This is a genomic window from Streptomyces sp. NBC_00005, assembly GCF_045160215.1.
Lineage (GTDB): Bacteria > Actinomycetota > Actinomycetes > Streptomycetales > Streptomycetaceae > Streptomyces.
This window is the reverse complement of sequence record NZ_CP108316.1, coordinates 1,353,525-1,379,652: the sequence shown is the minus strand read 5'-3', so window position 1 is coordinate 1,379,652 and position 26,128 is coordinate 1,353,525. Positions and strand designations below refer to the sequence as shown.

Genomic DNA, 26,128 nt, shown 5'->3' with positions numbered 1-26,128 from the left:
GGAGACGGAATACATCATGACCCCGTTCATCAGCGAATCCCTCGAAGGCCGGCGCGCGCTCGTCACCGGCGGCACCAGGGGCACCGGAGCCGCCGTCGCCCGTCGCCTCGCGCAGGCCGGTGCGACCGTACTCGTCACCGCGCGCAGTCGACCCGACGAGGTCGACGAGAAGACGTTCATCGCCGCCGACCTGTCCACCGCCGAGGGCGCCGCCCACGTCGCCGCCGAGGTGGACGCCCGTACAGGAGGTGTCGACGTCCTGGTCAACAACCTCGGCGGATCCGCGGCACCGGCCGGCGGATTTGCGGCGCTCGGCGACGACGACTGGGCAAGAGAGCTGAACGTGAACCTGCTGGCCGCCGTCCGCCTGGACCGCGTCCTGCTCCCGCACATGATCGCCATGGGCAAGGGTGCGATCGTGCATGTCACCTCGATCCAGCGCCGCATGCCGCTGTGGAACGGAACGTTGGCCTACGCCGCCGCCAAGGCCGCCCTGACGACCTACAGCAAGGGCCTGGCCAACGAGGTGGCCCCGCGCGGCGTCCGCGTCAACACGGTCTCGCCCGGCTTCGTCCAGACGTCCGCGGCCGACCACCTCGTCGCCCGGATCTCCGAGGAGGGGGTATCACGACGGAAGCGGCTCTCGGCCGCCTCATGGACTCCCTGGGCGGCATCCCCCTCGGCCGCCCCAACCGGCCCGAAGAAGTCGCCGAGTTGGTCGCCTTCCTCGTCTCCGACCGGGCCTCGGCCATCATCGGGGCCGAGCATGTCATCGACGGCGGCACTGTCCCGACCATCTGAAGCACCGTCAAACCGGCCTGACCGGCCATCAATTGCCATCCATACGAGGAGCGTCATGCACGACGACAAGTCCCGGACCAGTACTCCGGACACCCTGCCCGAGGTGGTCATCCGCTACTTGACGGCGCACAACGCCCGCGACACCGCCACCGCGGTCTCGGTGTTCACCGGCGACGCCATGGTGATCGACGACGGCAACACGTATGAGGGCACCGCGGCGATCGCGGACTGGCTGGACCGTTCCGCCACGGAATTCACCTACACCACCCGGCTCACCGACGCCTGGTGGTCCGATGCGACCCATTGCATCGCCACGCAGCGCCTCGAAGGCGACTTCCCCGGCGGAGTCGTCGATCTGCACTACAGGTTCACCCTCCGCGACGACCTCGTCGAACGCCTCGTCATCGAGGTGTGAGGCGTCGAGACGTCCCTGGCCCGCCCGTCAGGCCGGGCCCAGGACCCTGACGGGAAGGGCGTCGAGGGCGTCCAACGACCGCGTGGCGGACGATCTCTTGACTGTCGGCGGGCAGGCCGCACGGAACGCCCTGGTCGAGTTGCTCGAAGGCGTCCTCGACAGTGAAGTCGGTGGTGGTGAACCGCAGTTCGCGGGGGTGACGTACGTACGTCGGCGGCGCATCGAGCGGGCCCTGCAGGACCTCACGGAGCCGGGCTCGACTCAGTGTCGCCGTCACCGGCCAGTTCATGTGTGGCTGCTGGGAGCGGTACGGGCGGACGCCCTCGCAGTACGCCGATACGCGTCGTGGTCCCTTCGGCCGCCGCGGCCCGGATCGATGACCGTCAGGCATCGGACCATACCGAATCGATCATTGTTCGCCCATGTCACATGGGGTGAGCTGAAGGAGACGGCGGTCGCCCGACCGCACGTCGACGATGCGAACAACGGAGACTGCAGTGGGTCAGCTCGAAGGCAGGGTCGCGGTCGTGACGGGTGGCAGCAAGGGCATCGGATACTCCTCCGCCCTGCGTTTCGCCGAGGAAGGCGCCCATGTCTACATCACCGGCCGGGGTAAGGAGGAGCTGGACGAGGCAGTGGCACGGATCGGTGCGCGCGCCATCGGCATTCAGGGTGACGTGACGAATCTCGCCGACCTCGACCGACTGTTCGCGGCCATTGGAGCCGACGGGCGCCGTATCGACGTCCTGTTCGCCAACGCGGGGGGTACGACGTTCGCGCCACTGGCGGACGTGACCGAGGAGGACTACGAGTACGGGACCGGGCTCAACCTGCGCAGCTCCCTGTTCACCGTGCAGAAGGCACTGCCTCTGCTCAACGACAACGCGTCCGTCATTCTCGCCACGTCCACCACGGGTGCGCGGGGGTCGGCCGGCGTCGGGCTGTACGCCGCGGCCAAGGCCGGGGTCCGGTCGTTGGCCCGCACCTGGGCCAACGAACTGAAGCACCGTGGCATCCGGGTCAACGCCCTCGCACCGGGTGCGACGCGGACACCGGCTCTCGCGGCGGCGACCCCGGACGGTGCGACGCCGGACGAGTTCCGCGCGATGGTGGCCGCTCCCGTTCCTCTCGGGCGCACCGCCGAACCGGAGGAGCAGGCCGCCGCGGCCCTGTTCCTCGCCTCCGACCAGAGCAGCTACATCACCGGTATCGAGCTTCACGTGGACGGCGGAATCAACCAGATCTGACGGTCGGCGCGCGAAGGTTGGCGGCCGCGAGCCGGATCACTTCGCCGCCGCGAGCCCGGCGCGGACGAGCCCCTCGCGCGCCGCCGACGCAGTGGCGCGTGGCCAGGCCAGGACGAGTCGACTGTTCGGCGCGTCGAGCACCGGGAGCGCGACGACGGACGGTCCCAGCCGAGGAATCGCGCTCTCCCCGAGCACGACCACCAGCTCACTCAGCGCGACCCGGTCGATGAGCTCGTCCAGGCCGACCGCTGGGGCGTGTTCACGGAAGAGGGGCTCGTCCCGCACCTCGCGGGCGGTCAGGCTCCCGCGGTCGGCGAGCCGGTGTCCCGCCGGCAGGAGGGCGACCGGAGTCTCGTCGAGCAGATCCACCGTGTCCAACCCGTCGAGATCGTCGCCGGCGCACATGAGCGCCAGGTCCGCTGTGCCGTCGCGCAGGGCCGCGGCCAGGTCGGGCGTGAACCGCACCTCCACCGGCACCGGATCGGGACCCCGCCGGTAAGTCTCCAGCACATGGGACAGCAACCCGGTCCCGGTACCGGCCGGAGCGGCGACGACCAGTCGGTCCGGCCGCGCCGCCTGCTGCGTCCGACGTACCGCGCCGTCCACCGTGGCGAGGACGGTGCGGCTCTCGCGGAGGAACACCTCACCGGCGCGCGTCAGCCGAACCTGCCGACTGGTGCGCTCGAACAACCGGACCCTCAAACGGCGTTCCAGCCTGCCGATGGCGCGGGACAGCCCCGGCTGTGCGATGCCCAACTGTTCGGCGGCACGTCCGAAGTGCAGGTTCTCCGCCACAGCGACGAAGTAGATGATCTCCCGGGTTTCGAGTCGGTCCACGTCACCAGACGTTACCGGCGCGGACACGGAGACGTCGGTCGGGCCGGTGCCTCGCAGCGTCGGCACAGCCCGTTGTCAGCCCCGGACGGCGGTCAGTGCGGTGTCGAGCAGTTCACCGATCGGCTTGGTGCCGCCGGTTCGCGCCCACTCGTCGACGGCGACGTTCAGACAGGCCAGGGCGGAGGAGACGATCGCGCGGGCCCGCAGTTCCCGGGTGCGGGTCGGCCCCCGGAGCCGGCGGGTGATGTTCGGGAGCAGGGCCTCTGCCCAGCGCGCTCGCTTGTTCAGCAACGACGGCCGCAGTGCGGGAGTCGCGTCGAGCATCCTCGCCACCGCGACGTTGGTGTCGGCATGGGCGGTGAGCTCGTCGATGTGGGGTTGCATGGCGTGGCGCAGCGCGGTCCAGGAGTCTTCGTCGAGGGGACGTGCCGCCAGGGCCTCGGCGAGTCTGTCGCCGATCTCGTCCATGTGGCCGACGACCATGTCCTCCTTGGTCGGGAAGTAGCGGAACACGCTGCGTCCCGACATGCCGACCGCGGCGGCGATCTGATCGACCGTAGTCTGCTCGAAACCGTTCGCCACGAACAGCGTCATCGCGGTCTCGGCGATCTGCGCCCGCACGGCGCGCCGGGTCATCTCCCGCAGCCCTGACTTCGCCCCCGCTGTGTTGACCATGTGCCCAGAATAGCTGTCGCCGCCTTGTCTGTCAGTCAGTGACAGGTTCGTCTATGGTTGACGTATGTGTCGGCGCCGACCAAGCCCGAGTGTGAAGCGATGGATGATCTTGAGGGGTCTGTCATGAAGGTGATACTTGTCGGAACCGGGACGATCGGCGCGGCCGTGCGGGGCACGCTTGTCGCGCATGGACACGAGGTCCTGTCGGTGGGCCGCACCTCCGGCGACCTTCAGGCGGACATCGCGGACATGGCGAGTCTGCGGGCTCTCTTCGCCGGGGCCGCCGCGGCCGGGGGCTTCGACGCCGTGGCCAACGCGGCCGGTGACGTGTTCCCGGCCCCGCTGGAGCAGGCCACGGACCAGCAGTGGGCCGACTCCGTCGCGGCCAAGGGAATGGGACAGATCAACGTCGTACGGGCCGCTCTGCCGCACATCGCCGACCGGGGCTCGTTCACGCTGGTCTCCGGCGTGCTGACGGACGAGTTCACGCAGGCCGCCACGATCGGCGCGACGGTGAATCACATGGTGGAGGGCTTCGTGAAAGCGTCCGCGACGGAACTGCCGCGCGGTGTGCGTATCAACTGCGTCAGCCCCACGGTTCTGACGGAGTCCGTGGCCTACCACCCGTACTTCCCCGGTTTCACCCCCGTACCGGCCGACGAGATCGCCCTCGCCTACCTGCGCGCCATCTCGAATCCCATCACCGGCCGCATCCTCAAGCTGCACAAGACCGACAGCTGATCCCCTGTGTGAAGGCTGGGCGGGGGCGCCTCGGCGGCGGACTCGGAGGTGCGTGCTCGGACGCGTCGATGGTTTTCAGCACGGTGAGGTCGAGTACGAGTGCACCGTCCGGCATGGCCGATCGGTCGGCACCGTACCCCCGGCGCCAACAGCCGGCGGATCACCGGTCTCCGAGGCGAATCGGGCCACCGTCGGCACGTCCTGATCGTCGGCGGCTCGTGCGATCAGGGCCGGCGTCGCATCGCTGTCGTGCGGCGCGCGGATGCTTCGGCCCCGCTCGGCGTGGACCGCGGAGATCTTCGAGCCGTCCGGAAGCGCGTCATCCACCGGGCGTTTCCAGATGCCGGGGACACGTCACAGCAACTCGGTGCCGGTGGCGGCCAACTGATGCCACAGATGGCCAACACGCACGTCCGACTCGGGCCGGCGGCCGGGAGACACACCACGCTCCGTGCCGATCACCCCAAGGACGTCCTGCGCGACGGCCGGTAACCCGCGCTGCACCAGGCAGGGATCGCCCATCCACGGGTAAACCTTCCTCTCCCGCCTCGGCGCAGGCGCTCCTACGGTCGAGGCTGCGGGCGCTCACCAGCCCGCAGCGAAAGAGGAGTACAGATGACCATGAAGAATCCTGTTTCTCGAATTTCTCGCCGTTCCGCCGTCACGGCGGTTGTGGGCGCGCTTACCGCGGCCACTCTCACCGTGGCGGGTACCGCCGCCTCCGCCGATTCGCAGTCCGGTCGCGGCGAGCACCGGGGGGAGAGCCAGGTGCAGCACAACAAGCGCGTCGCGGTCGCCTTCCTGGATCTGGCCTTCAACAAGAAGCAGCCCGAGGAGGCTGCCAAGCGGTACGTGGGCGACGAGTTCATCCAGCACAACCCGCTGTCCGCCGACGGCACGGGGCCGTTCATCCAGTACGTGAAGTGGCGGACCACCCTGTCCCCGGACCTGAAGTTCGACTTCAAGCGGGTGTTCGGCGAGAACGACCTGGTGGCGGTGCACTACAAGAGGACCTACGACTCGACCGACCGGGGTGCCGCGGTGATGGACATCTTCCGGTTCGAGAAGGGCAAGATCGTCGAACACTGGGACGTCATCCAGGACATCCCGGAGACGTCGGCGAACGACAACACCATGTTCTGAGCTTGTTGTTCGCCGCCGGGATGTTCGGCTCCGGGTGCCGGAGCCGAACATCCCGGTCGACAACGTCGGCATCCATGGAGGAGTACGGCTGTGTGCCGATGGCGATTCCCTCGGGCCGGAAGCCGTTCGGGAGAGGCCGGTCGGACGGCCAACCTGCGGCGCCCCGGTGCGTCGATCTCCACCCAGCCGCCGACCCGCCGACGACCAAACGGATCGCTTCGGAGCCGCCTGCGCTGCGACGGCCGGTAACCCGCGTTCTACCAGGCAGGGACCGCCGATCCATGGATAAACCTTCCTCTCCCGCCGCTGCGCGGCCGCTCCTACGGTCGAGGCTGTGGGCATTCACCGGCCCGCAGTCTGCGAAGGAGAGAGACCCCCATGAAGATGACCGGCAACACGATCCTGATCACCGGCGGCACCTCGGGCATCGGGCTCGGCCTGGCCCTGCGCCTGCACGAGGCCGGCAACAAGGTGATCGTCGCCGGCCGACGCAAGGAGCTGCTCGACGAGATCGCGGCCGAGCACCCGGGTATCGACGCGCTCGTCCTCGACGTCACGGACCCCGACTCGATCGCCCGGGTCCGTGAGACCGTGGCGGCGAGCTACCCGGAGCTGAACATTCTGGTCAACAACGCCGGCATCATGCTGCGGGAGAACCTCCTCGACCCGGCCGAACTCCCGATCGCCGAGGACCACGTCACGGTCAACCTGCTCGGCACGATCCGGATGACGTACGCCTTCCTGTCGCTGCTGATGGGCAAGCCCGATGCGGTCGTCATGAACGTCACCTCCGCGCTGGCGTTCGTGCCGCTGCCGATCACACCGACCTACAACGCGACCAAGGCCGCGCTGCACTCCTTCTCCGAGAGCCTGCGCGTCCAGCTCGCGGGCGCCGGCGCCGGTGTGCAGGTGATCGAGGTGGCTCCGCCGGGCGTGCGCACGACCCTGCTGGACCAGACGGACAACGAGAACTCGATGCCGCTGGACGAATTCCTCACTGAGACCCTCGACATCCTGCGCGAGAAGCCCGACGCGAAGGAGCTTGTCGTGGAGCGCGCCAGGTTCGTGCGCGACGCGGAGGCCAACGGCTCCTACGACAACGTCCTCGCCATGCTCAGCGGCGCCTGAGCGACGCCGCTCCCCAGCCGCTCGTTTCCTCCCTGCACAAGGGAGACAGGAAGAACCGCGATGAAACCCACGAATGAAGACACTGTCGAAATAGCACGGGTGCTGGCCCTGTGGGGTCACATCATGGACGACCGTGAGCTGGGCCGCCTCGGCGAGGTCCTCACCGAAGATGCGGAATGGGACGGAAGCCTCTTCGGCTTCGCCCCGGTCGTCGGGCTGGAGGCGATCACTTCCGTCCTGAGTGCCGACGGGCACGCGAGCGCTCATCACACGACGAACATCGTCGTGTCGGAGGGGCCGGGCGACGAGGCTCGGGTCCGGTCCAAGGCGTTGGGCGTCGTCGACGGCGGCACCGTCGTGAGTGTCGTCTACGCCGACGACCTGCGGCGTACCGCGGACGGCTGGCGGATTTCCAAGCGGGTCATACAGGGCAAGTGACCATCGGGGTCGTCTGCTGCGGCCCCGATCCGAGCCTTGACTCCTTTGCGCGTACACCAACGGCACATATGACGACGGCCAGGCCACGCTCTGAAACGTCGTCCGCGTGTCCTTGCGGCCTCATTCCGGCCGCCCCCAGTGACGGCGGACGCCGTCTCGTCGTCCCTGCTGACCACGTAGGGCCGGCGAGGCGGCGTCGCCCGCCGCCACCGTGTTCTGATCCGATACGACAGCACGGGACTGAGCAGCATGCCTCTCAAAGGCGAGTACGAGCCGAGCACGACGAAGGTGGTACGCGACCAGGTGGAGTTGTACGAAAGCTCCGCTGGTTCCGAAGGAACGACGCTGGGCAGCCTGATCGGCTGGGACGACGCGACAAGGCGGGACCTGCCGGTCGTCATCCTGACCACCTTGGGAGCGAAGAGCGGAAAGATCCGCAAGTCCCCGCTCATGCGGGTGGAGCACGACGGCTCCTACGCCGTGGTCGCCTCCGCGGGAGGGGCCCCCAAGCACCCGGTCTGGTACCACAACCTGGTGGCCGACCCTCGCGTGGAGCTTCAGGACGGCCCGGTGCGCCGGGACATGCTGGCTCGCGAGGTGACCGGGGACGAGAAGGCCGTGTGGTGGGCGCGAGCCGTCGAGGCGTTTCCCACCTATGACGAGCTCCAGAAGAAGGTGGACCGTGAGATCCCGGTCTTCGTCCTGGAGCCGGCGGCCGTGGCGCACTGACGCGGCATGGTCCGTTCACGGGCTCGTCGAGAGGGCCGACGCGGAGCTTGCCTGTGATCATGTAGATGTGGTGCAGGGGCTCGGGCCCGTGTGCCTTCACCGGTTCAGGATCCTTGGCATGGGCCGTGCATGGTCCGGAAGAACTGGTCGATCTCCCGACGTCCTGGGGCCGGTTGGGACAGGGTCTCGGTGCCGGGGGCGCGTAGCCCGTCGAGGAGTACGCCGACATGGCGGTCGGCCAGGTCCACCGTGGGGCCGTCGTTCTCCGCATCGGCATGGCGTGGTGGAATCGAGTTGAGCATCATGACGACGTCGTAGGCGTTCACGTCGTCGCGCAGGGCTCCTGCGTGCTGGGTCCGGGCCACCAAGTCCTCCAGGGCGGTCAGGAGTTGGGTGCGGATGCCGGCCAGTTCGGGGCCCGGTTCCTTGGCGCGGCCGCGGGAGACGGGGAAGAGCTGGCTGCTGCGCAGGCGCACCATGTGGCGCACTACTCGCGTGAAGGCGGTCCATGTGGCCGGTTCCTCGGCCAGGGCGTGGCGTACCTCGTCCAGGCTCTCCTGCATCACCTTGATCGCGATGTGTTCCACCAGGGCGGTCTTGTTGGGGAAGTGCCGGTAGATGGTGCCCATGCCCAGGCCGGAGCGCCGGGCGACCTCGGAGATCGATGCCTGGTAGCCGAGGTCGGCGAAGACGTCCTGGGCGACCTGGAGGATCTGCTCGACGTTCTGGCGGGCGTCGGCGCGCAGCGGACGCTCGTCAGAGGGTGTGGACGGACTCATGTGCTCCCGAAGTCAGCCATCGTACGAGGTGACCAGAAGTTGCTTTCCGGTTGGCCGTGTATTCATGAGGGACCCCTGACCGAGTCGGCAGCTCGCACACCCACGCTGCCCTTCCCCTTCCCCTCCGCCTTCCGCGCTCCTGTCGGCACCGGTTGGTGGCCGCGTCCGCTGTCCGGCGTGGCCCTGTTCGCTGTTCCTTGCCACGTCAGGGCATGACGGAGGGACTCGCCGCCGGGCTTCCCGGCCTTCCGCCCGCCTTGAGTACGCCGCTGGGCAGGGCCCGGCCGACAGCCTCCTGGGCAAGAGCCGCGGCCTCGACAAGGGCGTTCAGGTCGCACCCGGTGGCCACGCCCATGTCCTCGCAGAGATAGACGAGTTCCTCGGTGGGCACGTTGCCACTGGCCCCGGGGGCGAACGGGCAGCCGCCCAGGCCGCCGACGGACGCGTCGATGTCGACCACGCCGATCTGCATCGCCGCCAGGATGCCCGCGAGTCCGGCGCCGCGGGTGTTGTGCATGTGCAGGCCGACGGGGAGATGAAGGGCGTTGTCCCGTACGGCGCCGAGCAGTTGGACCACCCGGAGCGGTGTGGCGGTCCCGATGGTGTCGCCCAGGCACAGGGCGTCGGCGCCCTGGAACACCGCTTCCCGCGCTATGTGCAGGACGCGGTCGGCCGGTGTCGGGCCGTCGAAGGGGCAGTCCCAGGCGGTGGCGACGATGACTTCGCAGGTGCCGCCCGCCTCGTGCACCAGATCGGCGATCGTGCCGACCCCGGCGAGTGCCTCGGCGGTTGTGCGCTTGACGTTGGCGAGGCTGTGGCCGTCCGCGGCGGACACGACGTACTCGAGGTTGCGGATGCCTGCTTCCAGGGCGCGTTGGGCTCCCCCTTCACTCGCCACCAGCGCGGACCACTGGACGTCCGGCCACTGGTGCAGAGCGGCGGCGACCTCGCGGGCGTCGGCCATCGCGGGTACGGCGCGGGGGGAGACGAAGGCGGTGGCCTCGATGCGCTTGAGCCCGCTGCGTACCAGCAGTTCCAGTAGCTCCAGCTTCCTGGCGGTGGGGATCGGGCGCTCGATCTGCAGACCGTCGCGAGGGCCGACCTCCCGCAGGTTGATACGGGGCGGCAGAGGCAGTGTCGTCCTCATGGAGTTCGGTTCCTTCACTCGTGCACTCGTGTCCATATGGCGCCGCGGTGTGTCACACGATCCCCTCGTGGCGCAGCTCGGCGATCTCGTCCGGTCCCAGGGAGAGGAGCTCCCCGTAGACCTCTTCGTTGTGCCAGCCCGGTTCCGGTGGGCCCGCCCAGCGCACCGTGCCGGGTGTCTCGGACAGCAGTGGTACGACGCCGGGGCCGAGGACGTCCTCGCCGAGGCGTTCGTCGTGGTGGGGGACCAGCATGTCGCGGGCCTGGAACTGGGGGTCGGCGACGATGTCCGCGGCCGTGTACACCGGGCCGGCGACGACGTCCGCCTCCTCCAGCCGGGAGAACACCTCGTCGGCCGTCCGCTCGGACACCCAGTCCGCGACGATGGACTCGATCAGTTCCTGGTGCTCCCCGCGGGCCACATGGGTGGCGAAGCGCGGGTCGGTGGCGAGCTCGGGGCGTTCCATCACCGTGCACAGCCGCCCGAAGACCGTGTCCTGGTTGGCCGCCACGATCAACCACTTCTCGTCCTTGGTGCGGAAGAGGTTCGAGGGGGCGATGCCGTCCAGCCGGGTTCCCGAGGGCTGCCGGACCTTGCCGAGGCGGTCGTACTCCGGGATCACCGACTCCAGCAGCGCCAGCGACGACTCGGTCAGGGCCACGTCGACCACCTGCCCGTGCCCCGTGCGCTGTCGGTGGAGCAGGGCGGCGAGCACGCCCTGCACGGCGAACATCCCGGCGAGCGAGTCCCCGAGGGACACCGCCATCCGGGGCGGAGCCTGGCCGGGGAACCCGTTGATCGCCCGTAGCCCGCCCATGGCCTCGGCCACCGAGGCGTATCCGGGACGGTGGCGGTAGGGGCCCGTCTGTCCGAACCCCGACACCCGGGCCAGGACGAGGCCGCGGTTGGCCGCGCTCAGGCGGTCGTAGCCGAGGTTCCACTTCTCCAGCGTGCCCGGACGGAAGTTCTCGATCACGACGTCGGCCTCGCGTACGAGGTCCAGGAACAGGGTCTGTCCGCGTTCCGAGCGCAGGTCGAGGGTGACGCACCTCTTGTTGCGTGCGTGCACGGTCCACCACAACCGGTGCCCGCGGTAGGCGTGCTGGCCCCAGTCCCGCAGGGGATCCGGGCGGCCGGGTGCCTCGATCTTGATGACGTCGGCGCCGTGGTCCGCCAGCAGCCTGCCGGCGAAGGGACCCGCGACGATGGAGCCGATCTCCAGCACGCGTACACCCGTCAACGCACCGTCGCCCACCCCGCTCCGTGAAGCCTCGGTGGCATCTTCGGCCTCCGCATGGACCGGCATGACACTCCTTCGATCGTGCTCCGCACCGGAACGGGAGGCGGAGGGGATGGACCCGCAGGGCAGCTGAGGAGTCGCCAGGGCCGCTGCCCTGCGGGAGATTGCGGCACCCGGACTACTGCGGGCGTTCGGCGGCGAGAATGTCCGTGATCCTGACTCTGAGAGCGCGCTTGTCGATCTTGGAGACATTGGTCAAGGGGAGTTCCTCGCATGCCTCGATCCGCTCGGGCCACTTGAACTTGGCGACGCCGATCTCGTCCAGGAACCGCTGGACCTCGCCGAGTTGGGGGGCCTGCGCTCCGGGCTTGGGGATGATGAAGGCACAACAGCGTTCCCCGAGACGTTCGTCCGGCATCGCCACCACGGCCACACGTTCCACCGCCGGATGACGGACGAGCAGGTTCTCGAGCTCCGCGGCGTTGACCTTCTCGCCGCCTCTGTTGATCAGGTCCTTGATGCGGTCTTCGAACCGGTAGAAGCTCCGCCCGTTCTCCGGGACTTCGACGACGATGTCCCCGCTGCGGTAGAAGCCGTCGGAGGTGAAGGCCTCGGCGTTGCGCTCCGGTGCCCGGAAATAGCCCCGGATGGTGTACGGGCCACGGGCGCACAACTCGCCCTGCGTGCCCGGTGGTACGGGATCCTCGGTGCCGGGTGCGTACACGCGGACCTCGTCGAGTGGGCCTATCGGCGTCCCCACGGTGTGGTGTCTGATCTCGGGAGGCGACGCGATGGGCGTGACCAGGCACATTCCCTCGGTCATCCCGAACATCTGGATGATCCGGCGCGAGGGGGTCTCGAAGGCCGCCACGATGTCGGCCGGCAGTGGGCCGAGCACCCAGATGAACACGCGCAGCGCGTCGAGCGACTCCAGCAGCCCGGGCTCCTTCGTCACCATGCTGGTCAGCGGCGGCGACATCATCGTGTGCGTGATGTGACCGGCGATCGACTTCAGCTCGTCCGGCTCCGGCGAGGCCAGTGCGAAGCAGCCGCCCACGGAGTGCGCGGAGTGCAGCCCGCAGACGATGCCGGCGTTGTGCACCAGCGGCAGGAGATGGGCGAAGCAGCCGGTGGAGTCCATGTCGATCGCCTCGGCGTAGGCCCGCGAGTTGTACCAGTACTCGGTGTGCAGCCGGGGGATCAGCTTGGGAATGCTCGTGGTTCCACCGGAGAGCTGGAGTACGGCCAGGGAATCGGCGGGGATGGCCTTCTGGATCTCCTCCACGACGGCGCGGGCGATCGCTGGATCATCCGGGCGGCCCGCCGCCTCCAGCGTCTCCAGGGCGACGGCACCCGGGGGCGGGGATGCCGTTCCGATGGTGAGCAGCCGCCGCAGCGACGGCTGTTCCCGGGCCACCTCCGCGGCGAGGGCGACCAGGTCGTGGCTGCGGAAGCCGGGCTCGATGAGGTGCGCCGCCGGTTCGGACTGGCGGGCGATCTCGAGGATCTCGTGCCGGCGGTGCTGGGCCAGGGTGGCCACGGGGACCAGCCCGGCCTTGAGCAGTCCGTACCAGGCCAGCACGGTCCAGAGGTTGTTGGTTACCTGCAGCAGCACCCGGTCGCCGGGCCGCAGCCCGAGGTCACGCAGCCCGACGGCGATCCGGTCGGTGCGCCGGTCCAGTTCGGCGTAGGTGAGACGGGCGTCGGGGGTGAGCAGCGCGGCGTGGTCGGGATACTTGTCCGCCACTGCACGGAACTCCTGCGCCACCGTGCGGTCGGACCAGAAGCCGGCGGCACGGTAGCGGCGTACCGCCTCTTCGGGGTAGGCGACGATGTCGGGAACGTCGGGGGTACCGGGTTCCGAAGTCGACGCTGACTCGGATGTGGTCTTCATCGGCTTGTGCGCTCCTCTGTCCAGGGAACCAGCTCGCGTACGGTCGCCGCGACCCCGGACTCGTCGCCTTCGGCGAGTGGCCTGCCGAAGTGATCGGCCCGGATACGCAGATGTGTCGCGTCGTCCGCCTTCAGCGCCGCCAGGGCGTCCTGGACGTCGCCGGGGAACACCGAGCAGTCGCCCGTGTACTCGATGATCAGGGTGGGGATCGTCACCCCGCTCAGGGAGCGGGCCAGTGACGCGTTCGACGAGATGCCGGACCAGGTCGACAGCCACGCCTCCGGGGTGGTGAGGCGTCCGAAGCCGGTGACGCCGTAGTTGGACACCGACGGCCGGGCGCTGATCACCGAACCGTAGGGACGGTCGGAGGGGTCAAGGCCGAGGTCGGTGCACCGGGGATCGGCGTCCGACCGGTACGTGGTGATGACCGGTGTCAGGACACTGCGCCGCCGGTCTGAGACGTCGCCCGAACCGCTCTTGAACCGCTTGCGGGCCGCGAGTTGGTCCGCGATGAGTTCGCGTGCCCGCTCGTCGATCCGCGCGACACGGGCCCGCTGGGCCGCGCGGTAGCGGTCGAGGAACTCGGCCGGGAAGTGCGAGCCCTCGGGAGCCTCGCCGAAACCGTTCGCCGGGTTGTACGGGTCGAGGTCGGCGTCGACGGAGAAGGGGTCCTCCTCGTGTGTGACCGAGGCGTCGATCATGGACAGGAGCAGCCGGCCCTGGCCGGGGTGCGGCGCGACGAGCACGAGCCCGTCCGGCGCCGGCATCGGTGCTTCACCGAGCTTGACCGGCGCCCCGCCCGGCGTCCTGGTGATGCGGTCCGAGGGCGCCGTCAGCGCCTGCTCGGCGTAGAACGAGTAGAGGCCGGCGCCTCCGGAATGGCCGATCAGCACGATGTGCTCGAAGCCGCGGCCGCGCAGGAACTCCATTCCGGCGGCGACGTCCAGCAGCGCGTTCTCATGGATCAGCCGCAGGTCGTTGCCCACCTCACGGCCGGCCTGTGCCCAGACCGAGTGTCCCGCGCCGAGTAGCCCGGGAATCAGTGGGTGACGCTGCAGATCCTGGCGCGGGTGCATGAGACAGAACACCGTGCGGCTCGCCGTGCCGGGCTCGTAGAGGGTGCCCCGGGACACCTCACCGTCGTACGAGATCAGGGTGTGCAGGCTGATGGTGGTCTTGTCCGGCAGGGGCGCCGGATGCCAGTCCGAGGCCAGTGTCGCCTTGCCGCGGCCCGAGGGGACCCGGGTGACCGCCGTGCCGGTCGTCGTGTGCTCGGTCATGCCTCGACCCTCAGTGCCTCGCGGTCGAACCGCGTGATCCTGCCCTCCAGCCCGCCGGCGGGCAGGGTGAACCACACGGCCAGGTGCAGACCGGACGCCTTGCGGTCGATCTCGAACGGGCCGGCGCTGTGGATGACGACGTAGCCGTCGCGCTGTTCGACCAGGAGGCCGGACCGGCGGGCGAAGTCCACCGCGCCGCTCCACTCGGGCTGGTCGACCACGTGGATCGCGGGACCGCCGATCGGGGAGTTGGCCTGGGCCTTCGCCCGCCAGACGTCCTGGATGGAGGTGCCGCCCGCCTCCAGCGCCGTGGCCAGCCCGGCGAGGGTCCGCTGCGCGTCGTCGGCGTCGAGCCGGGTCAACTCCCGCAGCGGACGGGTGAATTCGAAGAAGATCCCGTTCGGGTCGTCCACGTAGATCGACTCGATGGTCTCGTGTTCCACCGTCATGACCTTGTACCCGGCGGCCGTGAGCTTGTCGCGGTAGGCCAACAGGCTTGCCTCGTCGGGCACTTCGACGGCGATGTGGTTGGCCTGCCGCAGCACCTGGTGGACCGGCTCCGGGCGCGGCCAGCCGAAGTAGTAGAAGAAGGCGAGGGTGTCCCCGTTACCGATGTCGAAGAAGAAGTGGACCATGTCGGGGTTGTCGTCCTTGCCCCAGCCGAGGGCCGGAACGGCTTGGACGAGGGGGAATCCGAGGAGCTCCCCGTAGAACCGCACCGTTTCTACCGGGTCCCAGCACGCGAAGGCGGTGTGGTTCGCCCCCAGGGTCCCGACCACGTTGGCCTCACCTTTGCCGGTGGCGGCCTTCTGGAGAAGCATGGCATCTCCCTTCGGGTTCAGATTATCTATCATGATGAATTTTCGACGAGTGTGTCAATGTCCGGGGTGGACGGTGATCCGGTGCTTGCCCCTTGCAGGCGCGCGACCAGCCCGTCGGGCAGGGGGAGGCTCTCCGGTGCCGCCCCCGACATCCGTACGTACACCTGGGTGAGACGCATCCGCACCGCCGGCTCCGGGGCGCCGACCAGTGCGAAGTCGCTGCGGAACGTGAGCGAGCGCGTCGAGAGCCTGTCCAGCCACAGGGTGGCGTCCAGCTCGTCGTCCAGCCGGAGGGGGCTGTGGTAGGTGAGTTCGCAGTGCACGGCCGGAAGGCCGAAGCCGGCGGCGAGCATCTTCGACGTGGGGAAACCCACCTCCGCCAGCCACTCGCTCGACAGGCGCTCGGCCCAGCGGGTGGGTGCGGCGAAGTAGATCACCTGGGCCGCGTCCGTATCGCCCACCGCCACCCGGAACCGTCGGCGCAGGAGCGGTGCGGAGCCGTTCTTCCGTGGATCCGTCGTCCGTGGATCCGTGGTCATGATTCGTCCGTCACGTGGACGAGGTCCGTGCGCCCGGCGACCACTCCGTCGACGGCGTGATGCAGATGCGGTGAGCCGGCGGCGACATCCACGAGGACGGGGAGCTCGGTTCTGATCCGTTCTCCCACGGCCAGGCGGTCGAGCACGGCGCTACGGGAATCCTCGCCGGTCAGGCGGATGACCTCGGCGCCCCGGTGCAGGAACTCCTGTGCGTGCTCGACAAGCTTGGCGCCCGCCGGCCCCCAGGCGTCGCCGCAGTCCACCTCGACGGTCGCGGTGGTTCGCCCGGGGGTGTGGAGCCGGCGGGGGTACCGGTGATCCGGCGTCTGAAGGGGCCGGCTCAGTACCCAGTCCGTGAGCCCCGAGCCGGGCACCTCGCCGGGCTTGACGCCGGCGAACTCCGCCAGGGCCCGAGTCGCGATCTCGGGGTCCGAGACCAGCAGGTCGTCCAGCGACACGGCGCCCGCCCGACTGAGGTAGGCCACGGCCATCCGGGCCGGGCTGAGGTGCTGCCGCACCTCGAACGACTCCCACCACAGCTGACTGCGCCGAGCGCGCTCCTGCAGTCGTTCGACCTCGGGGCGCCGGGACTCCTCGAAACGATCCAGGGCGGCTTCCACCGGCTCGTCCTGCGGGGAGTCCAGTGCGTCGGCCAGCGCTATCGCGCTCTCCATTGCGATCTTCGTGCCGGAACCCAGCGAAGGGTGCGCGGTCGCCACGGCATCTCCGAGCAGTACGACCTTGCCGTGGTGCCAGCGGGCGCACCGCACGGTGTTGAACCAACCCCATCGCGACCGGTTGCCCAGGAAGGATCCACCGCCCAGCTGCGCGGAGAACGCCTCGGACAGGTACCGCAGTGCCGCGTCGTCCGACTCGCCCTCGTCGGACCACTGCCGGTCGCCGAACCCGGCCCGGCTCACGGTCTCGGCGGACGCCTCGATCACGAACGTGGAGCGTGCCTCGCCGTACGGGTAGGCGTGGGCGACGAACAGCCCGGCCGTGGTCTTCACGGGGATGAACACGCCGCCGTCGAGCGGTGCTTCGGCTCCGCACCAGATGAACCGGCCCCGGCCCGGGGTGACTTCGGCTCCGAACTCCTCCTGGAAGCGGTTCCGGGTGGCGCTGGCGGCCCCGTCGGCGGCGATCACCAGGTCGGCGTCGTCAAGTACGTCGCCGACGTCGCACGAGTGGCTCTCCACCCGCACGCCCGCGCCGACCGCTGCCTTCAGCAGGAGCCGCAGCAGCTGCGCGCGACTGATGGCGCCGTTGTGGAACCGGCCGAGGCTCGCATCGCCCTGTGGAAGCCGGAAACCGCTCGACGAGAACGTGTGCGCCGTGTCGACGATCTCCTGGTGCAGATCCGGGTCGGCGTGCTGCAGCGCCTTGAGGAGACCACCGGTGAGGCCGACCGCGAAGCCGAACGTCTCCTCGGGAGGGTTCCTCTCGTGCAGGTGTACGCGCCAATCGGGGTGTCGAAGGGCCAGCAGCCGGGCCGCGAACAGACCTGCGGGTCCGCCGCCAACTACATGAACGCGTCGAACTGTCATGCTTCATGGATACCGTAGTTCTTCATTAACGTCAAGAATTTTTCATTAACGTCAAACCTCCGGGCATGGAACCGCCGGCCGACTGTCGGGCAGGACAGGGCTCGGCCGGCGGTTGACCCGGTGGGCTCAGGGCGAGGCGCTGGTGCGGTGGTGCCTCGGAACCCTCAAAGGCCTCAGTCGATGAGGTCGAGGGCGGCTTGGACCGCGCTGTCGGTGTCGATGCCGTGGTAGCGGTACACGTCGTCCAGCGCGCCCGACTGGCCGAAGCGGCTCACGCCGAGCGTCGTCACCGGCACGTTGTTCACCGTGGCGAGGAAGGCGAGCGTGTGCGGGTGGCCGTCGACCAGCGTGAGCAGGGGTGCGGCGCGGTCTGCCGGGAAGACCTGGTCCAGGATCCAGCTGGGCGCGTCCTCCTGGCCGCGGCGGGCGCGCTGGGCGCGGAAGAGGAGGTCGGGGCTGGTCACACAGACCACGTCGGCGGCGTGGCCGAGGGCGGCGAGGCGGTCGGCGGCGGCCAGACCCTCGGGGACCAAGGCGCCCATCACGGCGATCGTGACGGAGGGCGTGCCGGTCGCCCGACGTAGCGGGTAGGCACCCGCCACCGTCTGGCGGCGGCGTCGCTCGCGCGCTGCCGGGTCGGCGGGCACGGCGGCCAGGCTCTGGTCGACCGGTCGGGTGGACAGTCGCAGATACGCCGAACTGCCGTCGGGCTTGCCGAGGTTGGCCAGTGACGCCAGCAGGCACCACTCCGTGTCGATGCCGAACGCGGGCTCGTACGACACGCATCCCGGTTGCTCGATGCCCAGCGACGGTGTGGTGATCGACTGGTGGGCGCCGCCCTCCGAGGCGAGGGTGACGCCGGAGGGGGTGCCGACCAGGATGGACTGGCCGCCGGCGTAGATGCCGTACGACCAGGGCTCCAGGGCCCGGTTGACGAACGGGTCGTAGACCACGCCGATGGGCAACAGGGGCTGTCCCCAGCGGCTCCAGGTCGCGCCCAGCTCGCCGAGCAGGCCGACCAGGTTGGTCTCGGCGATGCCGAGTTCGACGTGCTGGCCGGTCGGCTTCTCCCGCCAGTGCAGGATGGTCTCGGCGTCGTCGGCGAACCAGTCGGTGCGCTCGGCGGACGACCAGACCCCGACCTTGTTGAGCCAGCCGCCGAGGTTGGTGGAGGAGCTGACGTCGGGGCTGACGGTCACGATCCGGCCCGCCGCGTCCGGTGCCTTGCGGGTCAGGTCCAACAGCGCGCGCCCCAGGGCCTGTTGGGTGTTGCCGGTGCCGCCGGGGGCGGGGCGGCCGAGGTCGGTGGGGATCGCGGGCGGTCGCAGCGTCTCCTGGTGTGGCCGGCGCAGCCGTTCCGCTGCCGCCGTGCACAGCGCCGCTTCCGCGGAGCCGTCGGGGAAGTCGCGCCAGGGGGTGTCGAGATCCTCGCCGAGCCGGTCGGCGAGTTCCGTCATCTGCTCGCCGGTCAGGAGGGTGGAGTGGTTCTGGGGATGGCCCTCGGTGGGCAGGCCGTGGCCCTTGACGGTGTAGGCGAAGATCACGGTGGGGCGGGTGTCGTCGATGGTGTCGTAGGCGTCCAGCAGGGCGCCGAGGTCGTGGCCGCCGAGGTTGCGGACCGCGCGGTGCAGGGTGTCGTCGTCGACGTCCGCGAGGAGGCGGGTGATGGGTTCGGCCCCCGAGCCGGTGCCGGGCAGCCGGTCGCGCAGCTGCTGCGGGGTGCAGCGCAGCAGCCGCTGGTATTCCGGGTTTTCCATGGTGTCCAGGCGCAGGCGCAGCTCGTCGCCGCCGGGCCGGGCGAAGAGTTCCTCCAGGAGCTGCCCGTACTTGAGGGTCAGCACCTGCCAGCCGGCCGCGGTGAACATGCCGTGCAGCCGCTCCGCCGCAGTCCCGGGCACCACGCGGTCCAGGGACTGCCGGTTGAGGTCGACGACCCAGACGATCTCGCCCAGGCCGGCCACGGTGGGATCCTGTACGGCCTCCCAGATCGCGCCCTCGTCCAGTTCCGCGTCGCCCAGCAGGGAGTACTGCCGGCCGGTGCCCGCGGCGCCGAACCGCCCGTCGACGTAGCGCCGGGCGACGGCTCCCCACAGGGGTGCGGTGGCCCCGATGCCCACCGACCCGGTCGAGTAGTCGACGGGGTCGGGGTCCTTGGAGCGGCTGGGGTAGCTCTGCAGGCCGCCGAAGGAGCGCAGCTGGGTGAGGTAGGCGGGGTCGAGCTCGCCGAGCAGGTAGTTGATGGCGTGCAGCACGGGGGAGGCGTGCGGCTTGACCGACACCCGGTCGTGGCGGGTGAGTTCGTGGAACCACAGGGCGGTCATGATGGAGGTCATCGAGGCACTCGACGCCTGGTGACCGCCCACCTTCAGCCCCGAGGGATTGGGCCGCACCCGGTTCGCGTGATCGACGATCGCGGTCGAGAGCCACAGCACACGCCGCTCGACACCGCCGAGAACCCGTAGCAGCTCGCGCCGGGAGTCGTCCTGTATCCCCGGATCGGCCGAAGCGACATCAATGGCCATGACTTGCCTCTCTAACTCCCCGGCGAGTGAGGTGAACAGCGCCGCGGTCGAATTCCATGTGCCGAACGCCTCCGGCGCGGTCGTGGACGGTGACCGTTCGGCGGGAGTGGCGGCTCGGCGGGAAAGGGAGAATCACCGCATAGTCGCGGTAGTCAATTATCTTACGTCGCTGTTGAGGAACGTCAAGTGTCTAAGGTCTGGGCGGCATCGCGAGGGAGCACGGCGTCGACAGCTCGTACCTGAAAGGCGAAGCCTCGTTGAGGTAGTGATCGAGGAGCGGCGCGACGCGCAACCGAGTGGCGCCGAAGGGTTGACGGATCGTCCGCCGTGCTCTGCGGGGCCGGGAGTCTACGAGCCGTCGCGGGCCTGGTCGCCGAGCGTTCGCTCCAGGTGCTGGAGGTCCTGGCGCAGCAGTGCGAGGGCGGCCCCCGGTCCAGGTGTTCCGGAAGCCCGCGGGCTCGCCTGCTGCACCATGGCCACGGCCAGCTCCGCGATCTGGTCCGCGGCGGCATCCTTCTCGGCGAAGCCGCGCTCGCCGCCCGGGTGGTACCACCAGGCGACCCAGTTGCACATTCCGGCCACCGCGAGTGCGGCCGTTCGCGTTTCGACCGGGCGGAACTGTCCTTTGAGTACGCCTTCGTCGATCACCTCGATGAGGTGGCGCAAGGTCGCTCGCTGGGCGGCCCGGTGAGCCTCGGCGACGGTCGGAGGGAGATCAGCCTCTGAACGCAGCAACAGCTGGAACCGGCTCGGCTGCTCGGCCCGTTGAAGGGAGATCAGGCGTGCGATCCGGCGCAGACGGGTTGCGGGGTCGGTGCCGGAGTCCGCGGCGAGGGCTTCGATCTCGGCCGCCGACCCTTCCGTGATCTGCTCGACGAGCCTGGCGAGCAGTTCGTCCTTGCTCTTGACGTAGTAGTAGAGCGCGGGGCGGGTGATGCCCATCGCCTCGGCGATGTCCCCCAGATTGGTGCCGGAGAAGCCGCGCTCGGCGAACAGGCGGGACGCCTGCTCGAAGATCTCGTTCTCGACGAGCGTGCGCCGCGTCGAAAACCGACCGGACGAACTCCCCTTCGTTCTGTGGGCAGGCGCTGAGCTGCCTGCGGTCCTTCGCGCGCTCTTCGTCATGAAGGCGATAGTAGCCAGATCTGACCAGTTGCCACGGCAAAACTTCGTCATCAATGGCGAAGTTTGGACATCAGAGTAAGCTTACTGGAGCGCTGGATGCAGCAACTGTTCGGTCCAGATCGTCTTTCCCGTCGGGGTGTAGCGCGTGCCCCAGCGCAGGGTGAGTTGGGCGATGAGGAACAGGCCACGGCCGCCTTCGTCATCGTGGGCGGCGCGGCGCAGATGGGGTGAGGTGTGCCCCGTGTCGGAGACCTCGCAGATGAGATTGCGGTCGCGGATGAGGCGAACACTGACGGGGCCGGCGGCGTAGCGGATCACGTTCGTGACGAGTTCGCTGACGACGAGCTCGGAGGTGAAGGTCAGGTCTTCGAGCCGCCAAGCCGTGAGCTGGTCCGTCACACGGGTGCGGGCGTCAGCGACGAGGGCAGGGTCGGCATCGAACTCCCAAGTGGCTACTTGCTGCTCGTCGAGGGCCCTGGTGCGGACCAGGAGCAATGCCGCGTCGTCACTGATCGGCTCGGGCAGGAGGGTGGCGACCGCCCGCTCGCAGAGATCTTCCAGGGGGCGCCGGGGTTCGGCGAGGACCGTGGCCAGCTGTTCGAGTCCGATGTCGACGTCGCGGTTCCGGGACTCGACCAGACCGTCGGTGAAGAGTGCGATCAGGCTGCCCTCGGGCAGTTCGAACTCCACGGTGGCGAACGGCAGGCCCCCCAGCCCCAGAGGCGGTCCGGGGGCCAGATCCGGGAAGGTGACGCTGCTGTCGGCTCGGACGATCGTGGGCGGCAGGTGGCCTGCGCTGGCCATGGCGCAGCGCCGGGTGACAGGGTCGTAGACGACGTACAGGCACGTCGCCCCAACGGCTTCTTCCACACTCGCTTCCCCAGTGGGTTCCTCGTCGTAGGAGGGATCTCCTATCAGGGCGTCGAGCTGCGTGAGCAGCTCGTCGGGCGCCTGGTCCAGCTGGGCGAGAGCACGGACGGTCGTGCGCAGGCGCCCCATGGTGGCGGCGGCGCGCAGGCCGTGCCCCACCACGTCGCCGACAACGAGGCCGACCCGGGTCCCGGGCAGCGGGATCACGTCGAACCAGTCGCCGCCCACGCCAAGGCCGGTACTGGCGGGGAGGTAGCGATGGGCAACCTCAAGGGCGGTGAGCTGCTCGGGCACGTGCCTCGGCAAAAGGCTGCGCTGCAGGGTCAGCGCGGCGGCATGCTCACGGGCGTAACGGTGGGCGTTGTCGAAGCCGAGCGCGGCACGAGCGGCCAGCTCGCGGGCAAGCGCGACCTCTTCGGTATCGAAGGGGTCGGGAATGGCGGCCCTCAGGAAGGTGACCACTCCGAGGGTCAGATCGCGGGCGCGCAGCGACACCACCAGCCGCGAGTGCACACCCGTCCCGCCCCTGTCCTCTGCGGTTACGGTCACGTCGGACGGGTCGTCGGACTGTTCGTCCTGGTCCGGCTCGCCTGTGGCAGGACTGCGGGCCTGGGCCACAGCAAACGGATCCTCGACCACCTCGCCGACCGCCGCATCCGCTTCGATCCAGTGGTCCCCGCCGGAGCGCCGCTCCAATCGCCGGAACGCGGTCCGGCGGCCGGCCGCCTTCGGTTCGAGGTCATCGCCCGTGAGGACGCTTTCCAGCACATCGACGGTGACGGCGTCTGCGAACCCTGGGACCACCACATCCGCGAGATCTCTCGCGATCCGGTTCGCGTCCAGCGTCATACCCATCCGTCCACCTGCCCGGACCAGCAGCTCCAGTCTCTGCTGGGCCCGGTGGCGGCTGGTGATGTCGACCGCGTACCCGCAAACTCCGAGGATGTGCCCTACTGCGTCCTGCAACCGGAAGTACGCGCAGGACCAGATGTAATCATGCAGAGGGTCCCCGCGCGGTCGGGCTCGAATGCGTACGTCCAGCATCGGTTCGCCGCTGCTCAGCACATGGGAGATTAGTGCTTGCAGGTTGGGAGGATGATCTTCCGAAATGACCTGGTCCTCCAGCAGGATGTCCTCGAAGGGCCTCCCGGCGAACTGCGCAAGTGGCATGCCGACCGAATGCTCCACCGCAGCGTTGGCCCAGGCCACGTTTCCGCTGGTGTCGAAGATGCACAGGTTGACCGGCGACTGGGTGGCCAGCCCTTTCAGCATGGACTGGTGGGCCTCCCAGCGGCGGAGCTCCTCCGCACCCGTCGCGGTGATGATCCAGGCGGCGCCACCGGCGGTATGCGCCAGGGGACACAGTGTCATCGCCACCTTGAGGAGATGGCCTGCGCGGTGGCGCACCTGAACCTGGTCGCTGCGGGCGACCGATTCGCGCGGCCGTTGCGAGACTTCGAGCAGGGGCAGGGCGGCCGGCTGCGCCGCCAGAAGCTCGTCCGCGGCGCGTCCCACCGCCTCCGCCGCCGGGTAGCCGAGTAGCTCCTCGGCCGTGGGGCTCCACCCGATGACCACGCCATCGGCGTCCAGCACAGCCGTGGCCGCCTGCACGACGTCCAAGGGATCGCGCAGGTCGTCGCCGTCGACTTCTTGCCACGCTTCCATCACGCCCCGCCGTAAGGGGCCGGCTCAGGGGACCTGTCTTTCGCAGCGCGCCGGACCCTTCGACGGCGAGCTGGCGTCTCCATTATCGCTCCATGTTCGTCCGGTCGCCCCCAGCGGCCCTGCGGGCTGCTGATGCGCCGGCACACCGGCCCGGCGCCGGATGGGCGGCGGTTCCAGAGCACGGGCACAGCCGTTGTACGAGCCGGTAGAGGACCTTGGATGGTGTACGGCGGGGAATGCGGGCTCCGAGGAATCTACCGAGAACCCGCGGAACCAGATTTCTCTGGTTTCCGGGGCTCTGCGGTGCGTGTTCCTACGGCTCAGTCCTTGATTTCGCAGATGGGTGCGCCGGAGGTGAGGGAGGCGCCGACTTCGGCGGACAGGCCCTTGATGGTGCCGGAGCGGTGCGCGTTGAGCGGCTGTTCCATCTTCATGGCCTCGAGGACGACGATGAGGTCGCCTTCCTTGACCTCCTGGCCCTCCTCGACGGCGACCTTGACGATGGTGCCCTGCATCGGGGAGGCGAGGGTGTCGCCGGAGGCGGCCGGGCCGGACTTCTTGGTGGCGCGTCGTTTGGGGCGGGCGCCGGCGGCGAGGCCGGTGCGGGCCAGGGACATGCCCAGCGAGGAGGGCAGGGAGACCTCCAGGCGTTTGCCGCCGACCTCGACGACGACCGTCTCGCGGCCCTCTTCCTCGTCCGTCTCCGCGTCCGTGGGGGCGGCGAAGGGCTTGATGTCGTTGACGAACTCGGTCTCGATCCACCGGGTGTGGACCGTGAACGCCTCGGCGGAGCCGGCCAGTTCGGGGGCGAAGGCCGGGTCGGTGACCACCTTGCGGTGGAAGGGGATGGCGGTGGCCATGCCCTCGACCTGGAACTCGGCCAGGGCGCGGGCGGCCCGCTGCAACGCCTGGGCGCGGGTGGCGCCGGTGACGATCAGCTTGGCCAGCAGCGAGTCCCACGCCGGGCCGATCACGGAGCCGGACTCGACGCCGGCGTCCAGGCGGACGCCCGGGCCCGACGGCGGGTTGAAGACGGTCACCGTGCCGGGGGCCGGGAGGAAGCCTCGGCCGGGGTCTTCGCCGTTGATGCGGAACTCGAGGGAGTGGCCGCGCAGTTCGGGATCGCCGTAGCCGAGGTGCTCGCCGTCGGCGATGCGGAACATCTCGCGGACCAGGTCGATGCCGGCGACTTCCTCGGTGACCGGGTGCTCGACCTGGAGGCGGGTGTTGACCTCCAGGAAGGAGATCGTGCCGTCCGTGCCGACCAGGAACTCCACCGTGCCGGCGCCGACATAGCCCGCCTCGCGCAGGATCGCCTTCGACGAGGAGTACAGCTCCGCGACCTGCGCCTCGGACAGGAACGGGGCGGGGGCCTCCTCGACGAGCTTTTGGTGGCGGCGCTGCAGCGAGCAGTCACGGGTGGAGACGACGACCACGTTGCCATGGGTGTCGGCCAGGCACTGGGTCTCCACGTGCCGGGGCTTGTCGAGGTAGCGCTCCACGAAGCACTCGCCGCGGCCGAACGCGGCGACCGCCTCGCGCACCGCCGACTCGTACAGTTCCGGCACCTCTTCGAGGGTGCGGGCCACCTTCAGGCCGCGACCGCCACCACCGAAGGCCGCCTTGATCGCGATGGGCAGGCCGTGCTGCTCGGCGAAGGCGACGACCTCCTCCGCGCCGGAGACCGGGTCCGGTGTGCCCGCGACGAGGGGGGCACCGGCCCGCTGGGCGATGTGGCGGGCGGCGACCTTGTCGCCGAGGTCGCGGATGGCCTGCGGCGGCGGGCCGATCCAGATCAGACCCGCGTCCAGGACCGCCTGGGCGAACTCGGCGTTCTCGGACAGGAAGCCGTAGCCGGGATGGATCGCGTCCGCCCCCGACTCACGCGCCGCGTTGAGGACCTTCCCGATGTCCAGGTAACTGCTCGCCGGAGTGTCACCGCCCAGGGCGAACGCCTCATCCGCGGCGCGGACATGCGACGCGTCCCGGTCCGGTTCCGCGTAGACGGCCACGCTCGCGATCCCCGCGTCCCGGCAGGCCCGGGCCACACGGACAGCGATTTCGCCACGGTTGGCGATGAGCACCTTCGTCAGCATGCCGACTCCAGCATGTCGCTCGCGGACGCGGTGAGTTGGTGCGCGGTCTCCACGCCGGCGTCACGCAGAGCCCGGGCGATGACCTTCGCGCCGCGGTCGTGGCCGTCGGGTCCGGGCTTGGCGATCACGACGCGGGCGTGCGGCGCCGGAGCGGTACTGGCATGCTCCGTTCGCTGGTGCAGGGCATTCATACTCTCTCCAAGAGTCAACAGGTGAGGCAGGGCCCGCTCGTTCAACGGGGCCAGTACGTGCCGCGCCAGGTCGTCGGCCCTGGCTGTGCGGGCGCGCGGCGCGGGATGTTGCGATTCTTGTCCGCCCACTCATCCAGCTGCTCGGGTGCCGCGGGAACCGACGCTGCCGCGGCGGCGCGGGCGCGGACCACCGCCAGGGCGGCGGCGAGTTCCTCCGGGGTCGGGTTGCCCCGTACGACCTTGATCGTCATGGCGGCT

At 69.5% G+C, this 26,128-nt stretch carries 23 protein-coding genes and 1 pseudogene; 8 read left to right on the top strand and 16 right to left on the bottom strand.

What is annotated here, in order from left to right:
• Positions 1–16: 16 nt before the first annotated feature.
• From OG303_RS06755 to OG303_RS06745, 3 genes and pseudogenes are all read left to right on the top strand, one after another.
• Positions 17–801: pseudogene (locus OG303_RS06755) on the top strand (SDR family oxidoreductase).
• A gap of 55 nt (positions 802–856) precedes the next feature.
• Positions 857–1,216 (top strand): nuclear transport factor 2 family protein, encoded by a 360-nt coding sequence (locus OG303_RS06750; RefSeq protein ID WP_405865754.1) that lies wholly within the window; start codon positions 857–859, stop codon positions 1,214–1,216.
• 497 nt (positions 1,217–1,713) lie between these two features.
• Positions 1,714–2,463, top strand: coding sequence for an SDR family NAD(P)-dependent oxidoreductase (locus OG303_RS06745; protein ID WP_405865752.1), 750 nt, complete (start codon positions 1,714–1,716; stop codon positions 2,461–2,463).
• A 36-nt stretch (positions 2,464–2,499) separates the two neighbouring features.
• Here OG303_RS06745 and OG303_RS06740 read toward each other — a convergent pair whose 3' ends face one another.
• Both OG303_RS06740 and OG303_RS06735 read right to left on the bottom strand, forming a co-directional pair.
• Positions 2,500–3,300: a LysR family transcriptional regulator gene (locus OG303_RS06740; RefSeq protein WP_405865750.1), complete on the bottom strand. Its 801-nt coding sequence runs from the start codon at positions 3,298–3,300 to the stop codon at positions 2,500–2,502.
• 75 nt (positions 3,301–3,375) lie between these two features.
• Positions 3,376–3,975: a TetR/AcrR family transcriptional regulator gene (locus OG303_RS06735; protein ID WP_405865748.1), complete on the bottom strand. Its 600-nt coding sequence runs from the start codon at positions 3,973–3,975 to the stop codon at positions 3,376–3,378.
• A gap of 123 nt (positions 3,976–4,098) precedes the next feature.
• On the opposite strand from OG303_RS06735, the gene OG303_RS06730 reads away from it, so the two are divergent.
• The 5 genes from OG303_RS06730 (at position 4,099) to OG303_RS06710 (ending at position 8,154) form a co-directional block, all read left to right on the top strand.
• Positions 4,099–4,716 (top strand): short chain dehydrogenase, encoded by a 618-nt coding sequence (locus OG303_RS06730; RefSeq protein ID WP_405865746.1) that lies wholly within the window; start codon positions 4,099–4,101, stop codon positions 4,714–4,716.
• Between the two features lie 768 nt (positions 4,717–5,484).
• Positions 5,485–5,859 carry an ester cyclase gene (locus tag OG303_RS06725; RefSeq protein ID WP_405865744.1) on the top strand — a complete coding sequence of 125 codons (375 nt, stop codon included), beginning with the start codon at positions 5,485–5,487 and terminating at the stop codon, positions 5,857–5,859.
• A gap of 378 nt (positions 5,860–6,237) precedes the next feature.
• Positions 6,238–6,987, top strand: coding sequence for an SDR family oxidoreductase (locus OG303_RS06720; protein WP_405865742.1), 750 nt, complete (start codon positions 6,238–6,240; stop codon positions 6,985–6,987).
• A 60-nt stretch (positions 6,988–7,047) separates the two neighbouring features.
• The gene (locus tag OG303_RS06715) at positions 7,048–7,425 is read left to right on the top strand and encodes a nuclear transport factor 2 family protein (protein ID WP_405865740.1); all 378 of its coding nucleotides are present in this window, start codon (positions 7,048–7,050) and stop codon (positions 7,423–7,425) included.
• Positions 7,426–7,674: 249 nt separating this feature from the next.
• Positions 7,675–8,154, top strand: coding sequence for a nitroreductase family deazaflavin-dependent oxidoreductase (locus tag OG303_RS06710; RefSeq protein ID WP_405865738.1), 480 nt, complete (start codon positions 7,675–7,677; stop codon positions 8,152–8,154).
• 104 nt (positions 8,155–8,258) lie between these two features.
• Here OG303_RS06710 and OG303_RS06705 read toward each other — a convergent pair whose 3' ends face one another.
• The 14 genes from OG303_RS06705 to OG303_RS06640 all read right to left on the bottom strand — a co-directional run bounded on the left by OG303_RS06705 (position 8,259) and on the right by OG303_RS06640 (position 26,121).
• Positions 8,259–8,933, bottom strand: a complete 675-nt coding sequence (locus OG303_RS06705) for a TetR/AcrR family transcriptional regulator (RefSeq protein ID WP_405865736.1) — start codon at positions 8,931–8,933, stop codon at positions 8,259–8,261.
• Positions 8,934–9,138: 205 nt separating this feature from the next.
• Positions 9,139–10,080 carry a hydroxymethylglutaryl-CoA lyase gene (locus OG303_RS06700; protein ID WP_405865734.1) on the bottom strand — a complete coding sequence of 314 codons (942 nt, stop codon included), beginning with the start codon at positions 10,078–10,080 and terminating at the stop codon, positions 9,139–9,141.
• A gap of 52 nt (positions 10,081–10,132) precedes the next feature.
• Positions 10,133–11,386 carry a CaiB/BaiF CoA transferase family protein gene (locus OG303_RS06695; protein ID WP_405865732.1) on the bottom strand — a complete coding sequence of 418 codons (1,254 nt, stop codon included), beginning with the start codon at positions 11,384–11,386 and terminating at the stop codon, positions 10,133–10,135.
• Positions 11,387–11,498: 112 nt separating this feature from the next.
• Complete coding sequence (locus OG303_RS06690) at positions 11,499–13,214, bottom strand: (2,3-dihydroxybenzoyl)adenylate synthase (protein WP_405865730.1); 1,716 nt, start codon at positions 13,212–13,214, stop codon at positions 11,499–11,501.
• Entirely contained in the window at positions 13,211–14,494 is a 1,284-nt protein-coding gene (locus tag OG303_RS06685) for a hypothetical protein (RefSeq protein WP_405865728.1), read from the bottom strand. Before OG303_RS06685 ends, OG303_RS06690 begins: the two co-directional genes overlap by 4 nt.
• Entirely contained in the window at positions 14,491–15,315 is an 825-nt protein-coding gene (locus OG303_RS06680; RefSeq protein WP_405865726.1) for a VOC family protein, read from the bottom strand. The genes OG303_RS06685 and OG303_RS06680 overlap by 4 nt, the downstream gene beginning before the upstream one ends.
• Before the next feature lie 29 nt (positions 15,316–15,344).
• The gene (locus tag OG303_RS06675) at positions 15,345–15,854 is read right to left on the bottom strand and encodes an acyl-CoA thioesterase (protein WP_405865724.1); all 510 of its coding nucleotides are present in this window, start codon (positions 15,852–15,854) and stop codon (positions 15,345–15,347) included.
• The gene (locus OG303_RS06670; RefSeq protein WP_405865722.1) at positions 15,851–17,401 is read right to left on the bottom strand and encodes an FAD-dependent monooxygenase; all 1,551 of its coding nucleotides are present in this window, start codon (positions 17,399–17,401) and stop codon (positions 15,851–15,853) included. The genes OG303_RS06675 and OG303_RS06670 overlap by 4 nt, the downstream gene beginning before the upstream one ends.
• Before the next feature lie 173 nt (positions 17,402–17,574).
• The gene (locus OG303_RS06665; protein ID WP_405865720.1) at positions 17,575–19,923 is read right to left on the bottom strand and encodes a transketolase-like TK C-terminal-containing protein; all 2,349 of its coding nucleotides are present in this window, start codon (positions 19,921–19,923) and stop codon (positions 17,575–17,577) included.
• A gap of 348 nt (positions 19,924–20,271) precedes the next feature.
• Positions 20,272–21,048: a TetR family transcriptional regulator gene (locus OG303_RS06660; RefSeq protein WP_405865718.1), complete on the bottom strand. Its 777-nt coding sequence runs from the start codon at positions 21,046–21,048 to the stop codon at positions 20,272–20,274.
• Positions 21,049–21,129: 81 nt separating this feature from the next.
• Entirely contained in the window at positions 21,130–23,583 is a 2,454-nt protein-coding gene (locus OG303_RS06655; RefSeq protein ID WP_405865716.1) for a SpoIIE family protein phosphatase, read from the bottom strand.
• Between the two features lie 320 nt (positions 23,584–23,903).
• Positions 23,904–25,676, bottom strand: coding sequence for an acetyl/propionyl/methylcrotonyl-CoA carboxylase subunit alpha (locus tag OG303_RS06650; protein ID WP_405877115.1), 1,773 nt, complete (start codon positions 25,674–25,676; stop codon positions 23,904–23,906).
• Positions 25,673–25,870 carry a hypothetical protein gene (locus OG303_RS06645; protein ID WP_405877899.1) on the bottom strand — a complete coding sequence of 66 codons (198 nt, stop codon included), beginning with the start codon at positions 25,868–25,870 and terminating at the stop codon, positions 25,673–25,675. Before OG303_RS06645 ends, OG303_RS06650 begins: the two co-directional genes overlap by 4 nt.
• Positions 25,871–25,911: 41 nt before the next feature.
• Positions 25,912–26,121, bottom strand: coding sequence for an acyl-CoA carboxylase epsilon subunit (locus tag OG303_RS06640; RefSeq protein ID WP_405865714.1), 210 nt, complete (start codon positions 26,119–26,121; stop codon positions 25,912–25,914).
• Positions 26,122–26,128: the final 7 nt, after the last annotated feature.